Source organism: Stieleria mannarensis, assembly GCF_014154935.1.
GTDB lineage: Bacteria > Planctomycetota > Planctomycetia > Pirellulales > Pirellulaceae > Stieleria > Stieleria mannarensis.
In genome coordinates this window covers 25,823-43,363 of sequence record NZ_JACEHH010000025.1, presented here as the reverse complement: position 1 = coordinate 43,363, position 17,541 = coordinate 25,823, and the positions used below count along the sequence as shown (strand labels likewise).

Sequence of the window (17,541 nt, the reverse complement as noted above, 5' to 3'; positions counted from 1 at the left end):
GGGCTAAGTCTTGTCTTGCGGATTCGCCAAGTGATGGGGGCGCTGGTCGGAACCGATGACCTTGACATCGCCGATCTGGGCGCGAATCCGTTCGGCTTCCTGCATCAACTCGGCGACCACTTCCGGATGCTGGCTGTAGACGTTCTTTTTCTCGCCGACGTCGGAGTCCAAATCGAACAACATCGGCTCTTGAAGGGACAGGTGAATCTTCATGTGATTCCCGCCAGCCCTTCTGGCCCAGTACGGCTGGTCCGCGATCGTGCGTGGCAAATGCAATTTCCACGCTCCTTTTCGCACGGCTTGTAGGTTCAGCCCGTTATAGAAGTAAAAGAATTCATGCGGCGATTGCTCGGTCTGGCCCGTCAACAGATCGAAGATGTTACGACCATCAATCGTGCGGTCATCCGGAATCGGAACATTCGCCAGATGACAAAACAGCGGCAACAGGTCCATGCTGGTGATCATCGCATCGGAGACCTGTCCGGGAGGAATCTGGCCGGGCCAGCGGAAGATTGCCGGGACACGATGGCCGCCTTCCATGGTCACATACTTTCCACCGCTGAATGGTTTCGCCGAACCGTTGACCGCCGGTCCGTTGTCGGACAGAAAAACCACGAGAGTGTTGTCGCCGATCCCGGCATCTTCCACCGCGGCAACGACCCGCCCGACGCTATGATCGAGTTCCAGGAGGAAATCGCCGTATGCACCGGCACGGCCTTTCTTCCCCGACCTTCCTTGGTAGGGACTGCTGGGCAGGATCGGAGCGTGGGCGATGTGATGAGAGAAGTAAATGAAATAGGGTTCGTTCTTCTTCTCCTTGATAAAGTTGACAACCTCGTCGGTGTAGCGCGCCGTCACTTCTTCGAAGTCGATACCCGCTTCAAGCACGTCACGGTTGCGGTAGAGCGTGTCCGCATCGCCATGCGTCTTTGAATAGTTGCCGTGAAGCCCTAGATACTCGTCGAACCCGGCGTCCAGGGGATGCGAACCGTCGACATGAAATCCCAGGTGCCATTTCCCGACCATCTTGTTGTAGTAGCCAGCCGACTTCAGCAGCTCGGCGAGGGTCAGCTCCTCGGCCGCGATCCCGTATTCGGCGTACTTGGGGGTGTTGTGCCTGGAAATCGGATGTCCGCAGCGCATCGGGTAACGCCCGGTCATCAATGCGGCTCGCGACGGACCGCAAACGTTGGCCGCGACCAGACAATCAGTCGAACTAAACCCCTCGCGAGCCAGTCGATCGATCTGGGGTGTGCTCAACGTCGAACCATAACAGCCCAAGTCGCCGTAGCCGACATCATCGGCGAAAATCAAAATGATGTTGGGCGGTCTGGCCGGACTCTCCGCAGTTGCCGTTGTGGTCGATCCCAGAAGCAGTAGCAAACTGACAACGAAAACGACCTCAATGTGGCGTAGAAAACCAACGCTGTCGCTACGGTCTTCAAACTTTTGGTGTCTAGCTGGACAGCGCCACTTCGCTCCAAAAACACCGTGAATCGCCGGTCGAACGTATTTACCTTCGCCAGAAGGTGGATCCACGGGGGTTTCCACGCTCTGGCGAGCGTAGCTACGCCAAAGTGGCGCTGTCCAGCTAGCCTTTAGGCGATTCCCGTTCGCCGCAACGCAGCGAACGTGGGCGGCTAAAGCCTGGACACCAACACTCGAAACATCCAGATTCATTTCGTTCTTCGTCTCTCGGTGCGTGCCTTTTGTTTCCCTGTTTCCGCTTTCAACTCCGGATGTCGCTTCAGACGCTCGGCGTGGATCGCCCTGCGTGTGGCGGCATCGACCGTCGGCCAGTCTTTTCCGTGGCTGATGACCGGAGCATCCTTGATCGCCGAACCGGTCGGGCGTTGACCATCGCCCCGCTGCATAAATTCCCCCAGTTCCTGGCGAGTCTGTTCGGCCATGCGAACCATCTGCCGAACGATATCGGGGTTGGCCGCGGAGACGTCTTGCGACTCGGCAACGTCCGAGCGCAGGTTGTACAGGACGGGTGATTGGATCCGTGTGAAGGCCTTGTTCTTGTCCCAAAACGGGAGCTGCTCGCTGGAACGCGGAAGATGCAATTTCCAGTCGCCGTGACGAATCGCTTGCAGGTTCTCGCAGTTGTAATAGTAGAACGGCTGGTCATCGGCCCGAGTCAACTCTCCGCCGGTCAAGAGCGGCATCAGGCTCACCCCGTCATAAACCCGATCGTCAGGCAGGGGTTGGCCGATGATCTCCGACAACGTCGGAAACAGATCCATGGCGACGACCGGCGTGTCGGATTGGATGCCCTGCTTGATCACCGCCGGCCAATAAAAAATGAACGGGACTCGATGGCCGCCTTCGAAGGTGACGTATTTCGTGCCGCGGTAGGGTGCCGCATACTGCGGTTTCACCGGGCCGTTGTCCGAGGTGAAGATGACGATCGTGTTGTCCGCGATCCCGGCCTGCTGGAGTGCCTTCATCATTTCGCCAACGCCCCAATCGAGTTCCTCGATCACATCACCGCGAACGCCATCGTTTGACGAGCCGACAAAGTTCTTGCCGGCTTTGTAGGGCGTGTGCGGATAGTTGTGCGCAAAGTACAGAAAGAACGGCTTGTTCCCGTGATCGGTGATGATTTTCACCGCCCGATCCGTGTACAGCTTGGTCAGCTGAGCCAAGGGTGTCTGCCGATAGATTTCTTTTTTGCCGTCGTAAAACCTTGACGAATGCCCCGCGTTGTTGGGCATTCCGTAGTAGTGATCAAACCCGTGCCGGAAGGGATGGAATTCGGGTTCCTTGCCAAGGTGCCATTTGCCGATCAAAAAGGTTTCGTAATCTTGCTTTTTGAACTGCTCGGCCAGCGTGACTTCATCGGGATTCAGCCCCAGAAACCAGTGTTCGTCGCGGATCGGATTGATGCCCATGTAGAGGCCACATCGTTGGGGATAGGCACCGGTCAGAAACGCCGCCCGCGACGGGGAACAGATCGACGCGCCGGTATGGAAGTCCGTGAACTTGATCCCCTCGGCCGCCAAACGGTCGATGTTCGGCGTCTGCACCTTCTTCGCGCCGTAGCAGCTGATGTCGGAGTATCCCAGGTCATCGGTCAGGTAGAAGATGACGTTGGGACGCTCCGGCGTCTGGCCGAAACCGAGTGATGGCATCAGCGAGTGAATCAACACGCCGGCGAGCAGGACAACAGAAAAACTTCCGCGAAACGCCGCGGTTTGCTGTTTGACGGACCGCGCCGTGGGACGTCGACTGTTTAGGTGACGAATTTGTACGTAGCGGAAGTCGCCAAGACTTTCGTGATTCGGGGGCGGAAATGACTCTTCCGGCGCGGGCCCTCTCTGGCGTTTGCTTGCTGCGCAAACGCCGTCTCTCCCGGAGGGAGAGATTTGAGGTGGGGTAGCAAAAGTTGCTGGAATGCAATCGACGTCCTTGGGCAGACAATGGACTTCCGATGCTTTCCACGCTCTGGCGAGCGTCGCTACGTCAGCGCGAGCGACCGCGCTCATTGCTTGGTCACCTTCGGTTGGCGATTTCGTTTTTGGTTCTTCGCTGCCGCCTTTTTGGGGCGATAGCTCTCCAGCAAAGCCTCCATTTCCTTCACGACCTCGGGGAACCCGTTGTAAACGTTTTGGGTTTGGCGGACATCGTTCTGCAAATCGTAGAGTTGGGCGTGCGGCGCGTCCTTCTTGTACCTGCCGTTTTCGATGTCGCTGTTCACGCTGCCGACGAACGCCGTGGCCGGCGGCCCGCCCCAGGCGTGTTGGTGTTCCTTGCTGCCGCCAAATCCGCCGCTGCCCCGCGCCCCGATGTACAACCACTTTCCTTTGCGGATGGCCAAGTGCGATGGCTTGTGCGGCGCAAGGAGCAACTCCTCGCGAAGCGGCTCGGATGGATCTCCCAGCAAGGCGGGCAGCATGTTGATGCTGTCTTTGTTTTCCAGCGATTCGGGATCCTGGCCGACCAACGCCGCAAACGTGGCAAGCAGGTCGACGTTGCAGATCAACTGGTCCGACTTGCTGCCCGGGGCAATCTTGCCGGGCCAGCGGGCGATGAATGGAACGCGATGACCGCCTTCCCAGGCGCCGAACTTGAATCCCAGCAGATCGCCGTTGATCCGATGTCCCGCCCTGACCGCGTTGCGGCCACCCAGATTCAACATCGCGCCGTTGTCGCTGGTAAAAATGACCAGCGTGTTGTCACTCAAACCATGCTCCTCGAGCGATTTGGTGACTTGCCCGACCATCCAGTCCAATTCCTGGATGAAGTCGCCGTAGAGTTCCGCTTCGCTTGAACCTTGAAAGTTTTCCCCTGGCGTAAAGGGGTGGTGAATGTGGGTCGTGGCCAGGTACAGAAAGAAGGGCTTCTGCTTGTTGGCGGTGATCCAGTCGACCGCCTTGCCCGCCAAGACCGTTCCGACGGTGTAGTCGTTGTAGCGTTTGTGAGCCTCGACCGCCCCTTTAAACATGTTGGGCGTGCGTTGCGAGGCTTCGGGGGGGATCTTGGTGATCGGCGTTGCGTCTTTGTGTTGGCCCCGGCCGAGATAGACCAGCGGGTCGGCGGGATCGCCACCGACGATGCGATCATTTTCGACGTAGACATACGGCGGTGCGCTGTTGACCACGGGGAGTCCAAAGTAGTAGTCGAACCCGAGGTCCAGGGGACCGGGACGCAACGGTTCTTGCCAGTTGTTCGTCCCTTCACCGAACCCCAAATGCCACTTGCCCAGTGCCGCCGTTTTGTAGCCGTTGTTTTTAAAAACGTCCGCCGTGGTCAGTTTCTCCGTGTCAACGATCAATCCGCTGGTCACCGGCGCCGGCCCCCACACTCCGTTGCCACCATTGGCGCGGATGGGATACTCGCCGGTCAACAAGGCGTAGCGTGAAGGCGTGCAAACCGCGGACGCGGAATGAGCGTCGGAGAACATTCGCCCTTCTTTGGCTAAGCGGTCGATGTTCGGTGTCTGGACCTTGGTTGCCCCGTAGCACCCCAGGTCACCGTAGCCCAGGTCGTCGGCAAAAATCAGCACGACGTTTGGAGGAGCTTCCGCTGCACGACTGATGGGAACGGTCATCAGCAGCAAGAAGAAACAGACCGGGAACGCAAGGGAGGTGACTTTCATAGGATGTCGTTACGTCGTGGGGAAATTGGATCGCACCGATAGCGATCATGGTTCAGAGCGATCTCGCTGGGTGCAGGTGAACCTGAAACCGATCGGGATAACGGGCGTCCATTCTATCCTGATTCGCCGAGACGAACGGCAACGCGCTCCATTCGATCGAAAGGCTCCTCGCCTCCTCATCTGGACGTCACGCGACTCCGCCCCGGTCAAGTCCCTGGCAGGATTTTGATGTGTTCTTGAACCACCGGTGATGAGGATGCAGTGTCGGGGATCACGAGGGCGCGGACGTGGGCCAATTGCAGTCCCAGCGGTGAGGAAACTCCCTTCGATCGATTGTCATTGATCAAGCTGTCGTCACGAGAACGGAATGCGACATGAAGTCAGGGTTTTGCGACAGAGAAATCCGGAAAAGCGTGGCCCTCTTCGCGCGGAGACGACGCATTGTCACCCGTCGGGCAATCAGCTTGCCGACACCAAGGCTGGAAATCGATCACAATGCACGAGTTTAGTAGAGAAGTAGATATGATTCGTCGTAGCGTCCAATGTGCCGTGTTTTCTGGAATCATTTTGGTTCCCGGTCTTTTGTTCGCCCAGCCGCCCGGTCGCGGTGGACAACAAGGCGGGATGCGTGGCGGTCCGCCCACTGAAATGATCTTCCAGCTGTTTCAACAAGCCGACTCGAACGGGGACGGCAGCGTGACCCGAGCGGAGTTGACGACGGCGATGCAGACCATGGCGCGGGGAGATCGGCGCGGACGAGGTGGTCCGCCACCGCAAGGCATGCAGCCAGGGATTGGCCAGCCGCAGCCGTTGCTCGGCGCCGGCGGCCCGCCGCCTCGTGCCGGAGGTGAAGGGGAACCAGGCGGACATCCTGGCCCGCCGCCTCAACCGGGGCAGGTGTTACCTGAGCCGATCGCAGCCTCGCTGAACCTGACCGACCGCCAATCACGCCAACTGGCCGCATTGCAAGCCGACGTCGATAAACGGCTCGCCGCAATCCTGACGGACGAACAAGAAGCGCAACTTCAACAAGCCGGGCCGGCGCACGGACAGGCCCTCGGACCGGGGCCCGGTGAAGGCCAGCTGGGCGAGCGGCGTGGCGGCCGGCCCGAACGTCCGCTGTAGGTAGCAGTCGGTATTACCGTGGCGACGCTCGCCAGGGCGTGGAACTCACTTGGGATCCACCTTCTGGCGAAGGCAGCTACGCAGGACGGGCGGCGGACGACATCCTTAGAACAACAGGCCATCGTCGGTCAGTGCGGCATCGATCGATGCGATGTGGTTGCTCCTGTCGCGATTGCCGTCCTGTTGTCGTCCGCCGTTTCCGCTTTTTTGTGAGTCGTCCTTGGTTCCCGTCGCGTCATCGCTCACTGCGACAGAGAACTCATCCGTCACACTGGCGGCGATCGCACTGCCCACCTCTTGCCCCACGGTGTCGTCGAAGTTGAAGTGGATGCCCAGGTAGACTCGACTGCGACCGTTCTCAGCCATCGCTTCGCTGAAGGAACTGAACGAACGCGTCGCGTCGTCAAGGTCAATGCCGTACGCCGCCTGCAATTCGGGGTTCTCAAGCAAGTATTCCAATTCATCCGACGTCAATTCAAAGGCGATGTCGTCGGTGCCATAGAATTCTTGCAGCGTTGCGAACAGCGCGGCTCCGAAGGTCGCGTGGCCGGAGATGTAGGTTGGAAACTGTGGCGTGAATCCGGTCAGGTCTTTGCCGTTGGGAGCGCCCAATGCGGTCCAGTCGCCATCGCCTTCGGTGAGCTCGTTTCCGTCGGTATCACCGGCTCGGATCGCCGTGACCGGCCGCCAAAATTCTTCGCCGAACTTCGTGTCCCAGGCGACGATCCCCGCATCGGCCATCGCGACCGACGCCTGGGCGAACAGCGCCGCATTCTCTTCCATCGAATTGCCCTGTTGTTCGGCGATCTGGATCAAGACGTCATTAAAAAGTGCCAGCGGCGTGCCCAGCCCGACGCGGTCATAGGCCCAGAACAGACCCGCCTCGGTTTGATCGTCCGTGCGAACCTCGCTATCGACCGAACCCAACTCCAGGACTTCATTGTAGGCGTCCGCGTACACCTCGCTGGTCAGGTCGGTTGGCGAAGCGGGCAGAAACGCTTCGGTCGAATCGATCGCAAAGGTGTCGACCTCGCCCCACGCCGGCCCCCAAGCGGGGACATCGGGACTGAGCGGATCGGGTTGGAAGTAACCTGCTTCATCGGTGTACTGATACTGGCCGATCACGTCGGAACCGTCATTGGCGCGAATGGCCAGAATCGTGCTCCCGATCTCGCTGCCAAGCGTCCGACTTGCGTCGGTGCTTCGGTCGGACTCGGATCCCGCGAGGCTGGATTCCAAGAACGCATCCAGCGTTTCTTGCTGGGCGGGATACAAACCGCTTAGCACGGTGTAGGCCGCTTGTGCTGCGGCGACTTCGGCCGACAGGTTGGCATTGCCGCCGGAGTCAATCGCATAGTCGTAGAACGTTTCGGCGTCGGCTCCGTCGGTCGCGATGCCGACCGCATCGTAGATGGCAAGATTCAGCATCGCCATGGAGCGGGACGCGTAGCCGGGGTTTTGCAACGTCGCCTCGGCGTCCGCCAAAATCTCACCGAACAGATCGTTCCACGCGAGCACCACGTCGGAGCTTTCGTCGGAAACGGTGTCGACGTCTTCGTCGTCGTTCGGTTGATCGGTCTCGTCCGTTGGTAAGCCTGTCGGAGTGTCCGAATCGGGATTGCGATTGCCGAGATTCGCGTTGTCGCGGCCGAGGCGATTGATGACCATCAATGCGTCGAGCGCCGAGTCGCGACCGTCGTTGTTGACATCCGTCATGCGTCCGGGACCGCGTTGGTCTGATTGCTGGTTCGATCGGCCGTCGGCAGTCCCAGGACCCTGCGTCTGACGGCTCATTTCGTTGATCACGGTCAACGCATCACGAGCCGAAACCTGCCCGTCTTGGTTGACGTCCTCGGGCATCAGTTCGTTGTGAAAGAGATTGGCCGCCAGTAGTTGACGCGATTCAAGTGATTCGGTTCGCAGCCGACGCCGCGTCTTGGATCGTTTTTGAGCCATGGAGACACCTTGTTGAAAAGATGGGGAAGCGAAGGAGCCGAGAGGCGTGGGGCTCTATGAAAGGCAAATTGCGGCGTCAAAATGTCACAGTTCCACGGTAATTCGGCGTCACGGTGCTTCGGCATCAACACCACCGCATGGCCCTCCCGTGTGGAGTCCGTGCGGTTCTTGACAAGCGATCCTCCTGGCAGGAATGCCCACGGATGCCAGCGGTGTCCGACAAAAAGCTTTACCTCCGCAGCAACCAATCCCTGTACTGCATCGCGGATTCGAAGTGACGGTGCATGTCCGCCGACTCAGACCGTCTCGCAAACCATCCATGAACCCGACCATCGAATGTAGAACGCAGGACCGGTTGTCTACCGCAACTCAATTTGCGCACGTGATGATGCGCTGCGAGTGTCGCCGTGTTCTCCGAACTCGGCGTGCGCGAAATCAGGAAGCTTTACCCCGCGCCGACCTCGGAGAGGACGGCGACTGTCCAGCCCAATCGAAAACTAAGCTGCGGTTAGACTGCTAATGCTGCTTAAAACCCTCCACATCCTCCAACACGATCTTCTGGCGCTCATCTGTACCGCGAAGCGTTAGATTGACGTTTTTAAACTCGATGTTTCTGGCATGGCGGATGTACGCGCCCCAAGCAGGCAAGACGCCAAAGAAGAACTGTTCGGGATAGCGGTCGAGATCCTCCGGCACTTCCCGTTTCGCGTCCGCGGCGATTCCATGCCCCGGAAACGAGATCGTCACATTCTCCAAGACAACATTCTCGATAGGGTGCCCTGGAATACCGGTGATCATGATCGGCCCCGCCTTGGACTTCTCTTTGTCGGTCACCCCCGGCGTTGTGTCGACCTTCAGCCCTTTGTACGGCGCCTCCGCCGCCTTGCCCCGATCCTCGATGGCTACTTGGGCCACCACGTCGCTGATGCGGACGTTTTTCAACGTCCCGACCGGTGGTTTCCCGTCGCGGGTGCCGTAGGAATTGCCGCGATCGCCCAAGCGAATGAAGATCGGGTTGCCCACGTTTTCCATCACAATCCTTGAAATGTCGACATTCTCCAGACGCCCGCCGTCGACCAATTGCAACTTGATGGCCCCCATCGGACAGTCATAGAAATAGCAGTTCGAAACTCGGACGTCGATGAATCCCCCGTGGGACGAAGTGCCGAACTTCAATGCCGCGGTGTTGCTCGCCACCCGGCAGTCGCGGACGACGATGTTGCGGCATGGGTTCTTTGAACTCTTCAAACAGATGGCATCGTCGCCGGATTCAATGTCGCAATTCTTGATCAGGACGTTTTCACATCCATCCAAGTCCAGGCCGTCATTGTTGTAGTTGTTGTTGCGCATCCGCACGGTGATCGCATCAAAATGAATGTTCTTGCAGTCGACCAAATGCAGCCCCCAAAAGGCCGGGCGTTTGAACGTGACGCCGGAAAAGGTCAGTTGGTCACAGTGATCCATCCGCAGCAAACGCGGGCGTGGCAAACGTTGTCGAGAGTCCCGCGAACCGGGACTCGATCTCGGAAAGGCCAGATGTGTTCCCCGGCCGTCGATCACGCCGAGGCCTTCGATGGTGATGTTGCTGGCGTCTTTGGCATAGATCAGGCAGTGCGGGCCTCCCTCGCGAGGATCGTCCAGGCCATCAGTCGGGTAATCATCCAGATTTTGGCTGCCCAGCAAACTGGCCCCGTGATCGAGCGATAGGGTGATGTTGCTCTTTAGAATGATCGTTCCGATGCAATAGTCCCCCGCAGGCACCCGAACCACACCGCCCCCATCGGCATGACAGGCATCGATGGCCTGTTGCACCGCTTCGGTATCCAGGGCAACACCGTCCCCCACGGCGCCATAGATCCTGATATCAAGCACTTTTGCCTCGTGCGTTTTTTTCGCCGCGGCAATCAAAGTTGCGTTGTCACTAGCAAACAGGGGCGTTGCTGCAATCGTGTAGGAAACGCACACCAGTAGCAAACCGTATACTCGTCGTTCCATGTTTGTATCACCGCAATAAGAGTCCAGTGGTTTTTCCGAATAGCCACCAGCAGTAACGGGCCGATGACAAACGGATTTCGAACGATTTGTCGCCACGTTGGCCGGAGCATGGAATACGCCACCACTGCACGATTCGCCAAGTGTTTGGCGCGTCGGTGAGCGGCCGAAAGTCTTGGCGATTTCCGCGACGGAACGATCCCACATTCTGAATCGGAACAAAACCCTCCGAGAAACCTTCGCAGTTTCAACGAGAGTCTGGTCCCGCGTTCTTCATTGCGTCCGGCAACGGAGGCACTCGCCGTGCGCCCTCGGGGTCCGCTGTCAAATTTGACGTCGTGTCGGCATCGCCGTACCAGTAGCAGCCGACGGCGTAGCCCATCTCACAATCGGTCCAGGACCAGACTTCCATGTCCAGTTTCAACGACTCGGCAAATGGCATGGTGTCGAGCGCCCTCGTGCGCGTCTCCGTGCTGAACCCTAGCGTGTTCTTTTCGTCGATTTTCGGCTTTCGATTCAGCTTGTTGTACTTATGACTGAAGGTTTGGGCGTGGAATGGGTGCTCGTAAAAATCGGTGCTGCGTCCACCCCAGGAATACGCGTAGTAGTCTTCGGTTCCGGTGCCGAAGATGGAAGGAAACGCCTCGCCGTCGACGAAGATCTTTTCGTCTCCCTCTCCCCACCAGCGTTCCACCGGATTCATGATCGTCAGCGTGTCGCCCACATAGACGCCACGGCCCTTTGCCGTGATGTAGTTCCAATCCGAGTACGGTCGTGTGGGAACGGGATACTGGCCTCGCCAACCGGCGTGAAAGTACAGGCTGCGGTCATCCCATTGCCAATCATCGACGGCCACCGAAAGATCGACGTCGACGGGGCTGTCGCCGAGATTGATGATGGAAACGGTGGCGTTTTCCCGGTAGGGCATCACCCAGCGACTGGTCATCCCTCCGTCCGCGGTCACCGTGCGGTACCACCCCTGAAACGGATTCAGGCCGATTCCCGAGCCAAAGAAGTCGCCGATCGGGCACCAAACCGTGTCTTTCCCGTCCGCGGTGATTTTGAGCACGACGGTGCGTGTGACTTCGGGATCGGAATAGTCGGCCAGCTTGACCATTAGATTCCGGATCGCCGCAACGCCCTGGGGCAATGGTAAAGCGACTTCCTCGCCCGAACGTAGCTCGGCGGACTTCGATAGCGAATCTTTACCGTCGGACTTGCTCGCCTTGTCTTGCGTTTCAGCATCGGGATTGAGAAGCGATTTGCAGGTCTGGTCGATCAGTGGATCGGCTGCCTGGAAGTCCTGCATCGTGAATGTCTTGACCTTGGTTCCCTCGGCGTACTTGCGATACGTGAATTGGAAAAAGAAGGGGTGGTCCGACATCGTCACCTTGCAGCCTTTGGCGTACGGAATCGGAAAAAAGGAAACCGCAGACCGCAGCGATTCATGGGCGAGCGGAAACGGAATCAGGCCCTTGCCCTGGAACAGATCGAACATATTGCCTTCGATCGCCGGCTGGGACGAACCATCGAAGTAGAAACGGATGGTGATGTTGGTTCCCGGTTGAAGCTGGTTTCGCCACGGGACCCAAAACCGGGTGATCGCACCGGGCCCCTTGTCTTCCATCACGACCCACTCCTTGCGTCCGTCGTTCTGCTCGATGCGGACGAAATTATGGTGCTTGTCCGAGGTGTTCCGGTCGATGTTGTTGAACCATCCCTTGGGATCGTCGGGAGTTTTTGACGCCCGGTTGTAGCTGCTGGCCTGCTTCAGCCTGAAATCAACTTCCGGGAATCGCGCCACCGCATCGCGGTCGCTCATTTCGCGCAGCAGTGATTCGATGGTCACTGCTTCATTCGCACAGGATTGCGAAACGAAAGTGGACGCAATCAGAGCGCACACCGCGGTCGTTGCAGGTAGTTTCATCGGTTCACCAGGGAAAGGAGGTGCGTTTATGCTGGCTGATTCCTTGGCCGCTCTCAAGCAAGAAATGCGACGCCGGTTTAAGGTTCTGCGGCATTGCATCTCGAGCGTACCGGTCCAGCAATGAACAGACGTGGTGCGATCTGGCCGTTCGCCCGGCTACATCTTCGTGAACTCGATCGCCTTTAAACTTGCTGATTCCGGGTCCCCTTCCACCAGGCCAACGGAAATCTGATAGCGACCGGGCTTGGGAAAGTTAATCCATCCGATCGGAAAGGACTGATAGTTGTGCGAGGAGTTTTGCTGATTCTGAATCTGCTCTCCACCTTCGATCGCGACCTGCCAGACCAGACGTCCTTCACCCGCATAAGTCAGTTCGACGTTGTAGTCGCCCGGCTGCAGGACATCGACTTCCCATGTGGCTTTTCCACCGGGTTTCCACTGGTGCACCTGTGTGATCCGCTTCCACTCGCCGAACTTTTCCATCCAGCGTTTGCCGGATTGGGTCGCATCCTGAACGCTCGCAAACTCGGCCAGCAGTTCGGTTTTGACCTGCGGATCGAGAGCCCAGGTGGGATCGACCAGCGGCTCGGATGAAAATTCCAGCTCGATGACCGAAACGAGTTTCTCGGGGGCGCGTGGTGGCAATTGAATCACGCCCCAGTCGCCTTGTTTGTCCCACTGAATTGAGGTCGATCGATCGCCGAATAGCAGTTCCGCACCCTTGATTTCCGATTTCAGGTTTGGCAGGTAGAGTTTTCCGGATTCAGGCCAATCGAACACGCACAGGAACAGCGTGTTGTTTTTCCGAGTGACATCGCCCCAGGGGAGTGCATGTTGCCATGGCGATGGCTGCGTGCCGTAAACGACCTGGGGATAGCGGCGAATCCAATCGCCGGATTCTCGCAAGGTGTTTGCGGCCCGTTCCGGGACGGCGCCGTCTCCGCGCGGGCCGATGTTCAACATGTACGTTTCACCGCGGCCGACACAGGCCAGCAATCGCTTCAAGATCTCACGCGGCGATTTCCAGTACTCGTCGTACCAGGCGTAAGCCCAGGAGTCGTTCGTCGTATCAACACTCTCCCACATCCCTTCGATGTTGCGATGCGGCACCTCCATATCGCCGAGCGTCTGGTAGTCGCCCAGGCCGTGTCCTGCGCGACCGGACACCAGGGCACGCGGCTGATTGGCGTGAACGATCTCGACAAGTTGCTCGACGTAGTGTTTGGGCATCTTTCCCGGCGTGTCGAACCAAACGATTTCAATGGGGCCATACTCAGTCGTGATCTCCTTGACTTGCGGTAAGCATTTTTTCGCAAAGTAGTCATCAAACGTCGCCTCATTACCGTTTTCATCGACGGTCGGCCCGCCGCCGCCACCGGGAAAGGTCCAGTCTTGATTGTGCGAATAATAGAAACCGAAACCGAGCCCCTGCTCTCGGCAGGCGGCGGCCAAGTCCTTCATCGGGTCCTTCTTCCACGGCGTCGCGTCGACGATGTTAAAGCCGCTCGCCTTGGAATCGTACATCGCGAACCCATCATGATGTTTGGCGGTGATGACGATGTACTTCATGCCGGCATCTTTGGCCAGCTTGGCGATCGCCGTCGCATCAAAGTTGACGGGGTTAAACGTGCCGGCCAGCTGCTTGTATTCGGCAACGGGAATCCCCGCCATCCGCGGATTCATGATCCACTCACCGATCCCGTAGTACGTCTTTCCGTCAACCTTGTTCGCCAGTTGCGAATAAAGCCCCCAGTGGATGAACATGGCATAGTTGCCTTCGTCAAACAGTTGTCCCCGCTCGGCGTTTTCGGCGCGAAGTTTGACGACGCGATCACCCCAGAGACGGTCCATTGATGGTTCGCCCTTTTCGCCGGAAGCTTGTTCGCCGGAAGATTGGGCGACCGCGGTCATGCAATGGCAGATGCAGGCGGCGGAGACGAGGAGGCGGAAGAGGCAGGTTCGATCCATTATCGGCTGTCGCGGTCTTTGAAATAGATGAAATCGGGTAGGTGGTCGAGCAATGTGTGGAACAGGAATTTCTCTTGCTCGAAGTCCGCCTGTGCGACCTCATGCGCCGTCACATCCGAAAACGCCGCGATGACGCCAAACAATTTTCCGTCGGGATCGAGCACCGGCGACTTTCGAACAAGAACACTACGGTCGACTTTGCCGGCCAAGTTCGGCTCGACCTGCGTCATCGGCTGACCTTGCCGCATCACCTGATGGTCATCGTCACGATAATTTTGGGCAAGGTCACGGGGAAACAAATCAAAGTCCGTTTTCCCAAGGATCTGTTCGGCCGACTGTCCGATCAATTCGCACGTCTCGTGATTGACATACAAAAATCGTCCATCAACGTCTTTCAAGATGATGTTCAGCGGCAAGTCGTCCACCACAACATGCACGAGCCAATCGGGCAATCGGTTCGTGTGCGATGGTGAACGGCCGGACATGAGATTACCTTTGGGAATAACCGTGCTGCCACGCGAACACTCGACCTGGAGGAGACCAGTTGACGGACGCATCATCGATGCGATTCCATCGTAATCCATCAGAGTCTCAGGGGACAATGTTTCGCCGCCCACGCCGCTTGGGTTGATGACGTCGGCTCATGCGTGTTCCAAACCATATGGTGATCCTGACGGTCGCAAACGTCGCCAACAGCTTGTCGATTTACAGCGTCAGCCGAAACTCTTGACGGGTTCCGCTATCGACAAAAACCGAATTCTCAGAAATGGCCAGTGCTCTGTCGGATTCCCATTCATGCGCACTCGGTGGAGTTGTTGGTTATAGTTTCAGCGCCCGTTGTCGGTAGTGTTCATCGCGCCGGTTGGCGATGCGATCGACGTCCGCGTCGCTCATGAATACTGGGCCACCCAATGCCGCCGCACCGACGAAGATCTCCGCCGACTTGTGCGCCATCAGCATTGCGGCTTTGACCGCCCCGGGGGTCTTGCCCAGCGTGATCAAACCGTGATTGGCCAGCAAGATCACTCGCGGGGGCGTTCCGAATTCGGCCAGGTAGGCCTTCGTCTTATCGCGAATGGATTGTGACAGTTTCAGGCCGGGATCGGTGTAGGGCACGAACACGGACTGGGCACCGCAGCAAACGACTTCATCGGGAAAACGTTTACGGGTGGCAAACTCTTCGGCACGCGGCGAACACAGGATCTGGTTCACCGGGATACTGTGCGTGTGCCCGATGAAATGGATGTCCGGCAGCGACAGCAGATAGGCATGAAACAGCGTCTCGACGGATGGCTTTTTGGATTCCGGGTCGACGCGACAGGCCAGCAGGTGGTCTTCGATCTCCTGGTCACTCAGCGCGTCCAACTCCAGCATCGGCAACAGTTTGTCAAACCGGCAGGCAACGACGTCGTCTTCGGCGAGTGTTTGCAGGCAACTGCCGCTGGCTTTGACGAGAAACGTTTCCGCATCGATTCGCGCCGACGTGTTGCCTTCGCCTAGAATCGCCAGTCCACGATGTTCTTCGCCGAGGAAGCGGGAAAGGGAAAGCAGTTCGTCCAGATTGGTTTGAGTGTTCATTGCAGGGGGAAAACTTCGTTCGGCGCTTTCACAGGCCGTCATCAAATGAAAGGGCGGTTCAGGTGGATGCAGGTTCTGCGGTGTTTTTTGCGGCCAAGAAATTGACCGAGAATCCGAAAACTGCGATCACCACAAAGCAAACAAAAGGGAGAAAGAACGAGACACGCACCGACTCCAGTGCTTGGCCGGCGATTGTCATTCCGTCACCGTCGATCATGGCGCCTTGGAAACGTGGCATGAAAGCGCCGCCGACGATGGCGAAGATCAAACCGGCCGAACCGAGCTTGGCGTCATTGGGCGACAATCCGGTCAAGGCGATGCCGTAAATGGTCGGAAACATCAGCGACATGCAGGCCGAAACACCGACCAGACAGTACAGCCCGGTCATGCCTTGCAAGAAAATCGCCCCCAATGTCAACAGGCCACCGCCGACCGCCAGGATCCCCAGCAACAGTCCGGGGCGGAGGTACTGCAAGATAAATGTGCAGATAAACCGGCTGGCCAGAAAAATGCTCATCGCCAGAATGTTGTAATTCTGGGCCTGGGCCGCGCTCAGCCCCACCAGCGTCATGCCGTAGTGAATGATGAAGGTCCAGCACATGATCTGGGCACCGACGTAAAATGCCTGAGCGATCACTCCGCCGACGTACCGCCAGCTGGTCAACAGATGTTTCATCAGCGGGACCAGTTCGATTTTTTCTTCTTCGTGCCCCGTGTCGGGTAACTTTGAAAAGACAAAGATCAACATCACCGCGATGACGATGACAGCGATGACGACGTAAGGTGTCTTCACGACGTCCAAATCATGTGCCACCATCGCCTGATGTGCTTCGGGATCGGCCTTCGCGCTGGCTTCCATGGCGGTCGTGATCAAGCCATCGACTTCGCTGGGCAGCATGGTTGCATACTCCGGGTGGGCCGCCTTCTCCGCTTCGCGGAATTCGGCCACCTCCAGACTCGGCAGAATCAGCATGCTGGCCACGACCATTCCGGTCAGCGAACCGATCGGGTTGAATGCTTGGGCGAGATTCAACCGCTGGGTTGCCGTCTCTTTCGGCCCCATCGACAAGATGTAAGGATTGGCCGTCGTTTCCAAAAACGCCAAGCCGAACGTCAAGACATAAAACCCGACCAGAAAGATATTGAAATTCATCGCGACGCTGGCCGGAATCGTCAGCAGTGCCCCGACGGCGTACAGCAGCAACCCGATGATGATCCCCGACTTGTAGGAAACTTTGCGGATGACCAGTGCCGCGGGAATCGCCATCGTGGCATAACCGCCGTAGAACGCCCATTGGACGAGACTGCTCTGGGCGTTGCTGATCAAGAAGATCTCTTTGAACGCTCGGACCAGCGGATTGGTGATGTCGTTGGCAAACCCCCAAAGCGCAAATAGGGTGGTGACGAGGACAAACGGATAGACATAGTGCGACGGCACCACGCGATGCGCCTGTTTGGTAGTGTCACTTGATTGAGCTTCGTTGTGATTGCCGTGGCTTTCCAATTCGACCTCGTGTTCGTTCATCGCCTTCCCTTTGCCAACCGTGTTCGTCGGCGTCCCAACCGTTCCCAGCACGCAGCACACCGTCAGCACGCAGCACACCGTCAGCACGCAGCACACCGTCAGCACGCAGCCTACCGTCAGCGATGGAACAAAACGCGTCACGGCCGTTTGTGTCAAAATTGCCTTCGCGGGACTGTTCTAAGACCGCCGGCCGCGGAATCGAGGGGAGAACACGACACCGGGGCAATGAATTGCGACACGCAGTGTGGCATCTGCTGCGGCAGGACGACCGGGAGGCAAAACCGTCGGGCCCGATTTCGATCTCCGTTTTCGGCTACTTTTATTTATTTTGCTGTGACACGGGGCGACGGGCCGTGTTTGCTTGGT

11 protein-coding genes are annotated in these 17,541 nt (G+C 57.9%); 1 reads left to right on the top strand and 10 read right to left on the bottom strand.

Features of this window, described 5'->3' with window-relative positions:
- Positions 1–3: 3 nt before the first annotated feature.
- The 3 genes from H1B37_RS17590 to H1B37_RS17580 all read right to left on the bottom strand — a co-directional run bounded on the left by H1B37_RS17590 (position 4) and on the right by H1B37_RS17580 (position 5,104).
- Positions 4–1,383, bottom strand: coding sequence for a sulfatase family protein (locus H1B37_RS17590; protein WP_286177862.1), 1,380 nt, complete (start codon positions 1,381–1,383; stop codon positions 4–6).
- 293 nt (positions 1,384–1,676) lie between these two features.
- A complete protein-coding gene (locus tag H1B37_RS17585) occupies positions 1,677–3,137 on the bottom strand; it encodes a sulfatase family protein (RefSeq protein WP_182867965.1) in 1,461 nt (486 codons plus the stop codon).
- A gap of 350 nt (positions 3,138–3,487) precedes the next feature.
- Positions 3,488–5,104, bottom strand: a complete 1,617-nt coding sequence (locus tag H1B37_RS17580) for a sulfatase family protein (protein WP_182867964.1) — start codon at positions 5,102–5,104, stop codon at positions 3,488–3,490.
- 522 nt (positions 5,105–5,626) lie between these two features.
- Between H1B37_RS17580 and H1B37_RS17575 the strand changes: the two genes are divergently transcribed.
- Positions 5,627–6,229: an EF-hand domain-containing protein gene (locus H1B37_RS17575; RefSeq protein WP_286177861.1), complete on the top strand. Its 603-nt coding sequence runs from the start codon at positions 5,627–5,629 to the stop codon at positions 6,227–6,229.
- 105 nt (positions 6,230–6,334) lie between these two features.
- Here the strand turns inward: H1B37_RS17575 and H1B37_RS17570 are convergent, their stop codons facing one another.
- From H1B37_RS17570 to fucP, 7 genes are all read right to left on the bottom strand, one after another.
- Positions 6,335–8,185, bottom strand: a complete 1,851-nt coding sequence (locus H1B37_RS17570; RefSeq protein WP_182867963.1) for a dockerin type I domain-containing protein — start codon at positions 8,183–8,185, stop codon at positions 6,335–6,337.
- A 516-nt stretch (positions 8,186–8,701) separates the two neighbouring features.
- Positions 8,702–10,180 carry a glycoside hydrolase family 28 protein gene (locus tag H1B37_RS17565; protein WP_182867962.1) on the bottom strand — a complete coding sequence of 493 codons (1,479 nt, stop codon included), beginning with the start codon at positions 10,178–10,180 and terminating at the stop codon, positions 8,702–8,704.
- Positions 10,181–10,424: 244 nt separating this feature from the next.
- Positions 10,425–12,026 carry a glycoside hydrolase family 172 protein gene (locus H1B37_RS17560; RefSeq protein ID WP_353620860.1) on the bottom strand — a complete coding sequence of 534 codons (1,602 nt, stop codon included), beginning with the start codon at positions 12,024–12,026 and terminating at the stop codon, positions 10,425–10,427.
- A 234-nt stretch (positions 12,027–12,260) separates the two neighbouring features.
- Positions 12,261–13,955, bottom strand: coding sequence for an alpha-L-fucosidase (locus H1B37_RS17555; RefSeq protein WP_182867961.1), 1,695 nt, complete (start codon positions 13,953–13,955; stop codon positions 12,261–12,263).
- Between the two features lie 116 nt (positions 13,956–14,071).
- Positions 14,072–14,524 carry a PAS domain-containing protein gene (locus H1B37_RS17550; RefSeq protein WP_182867960.1) on the bottom strand — a complete coding sequence of 151 codons (453 nt, stop codon included), beginning with the start codon at positions 14,522–14,524 and terminating at the stop codon, positions 14,072–14,074.
- Between the two features lie 367 nt (positions 14,525–14,891).
- A complete protein-coding gene (locus H1B37_RS17545) occupies positions 14,892–15,650 on the bottom strand; it encodes a class II aldolase/adducin family protein (protein WP_182867959.1) in 759 nt (252 codons plus the stop codon).
- 58 nt (positions 15,651–15,708) lie between these two features.
- Entirely contained in the window at positions 15,709–17,175 is a 1,467-nt protein-coding gene (gene fucP / locus H1B37_RS17540) for an L-fucose:H+ symporter permease (RefSeq protein ID WP_182868030.1), read from the bottom strand.
- Between the last annotated feature and the right edge of the window lie 366 nt (positions 17,176–17,541).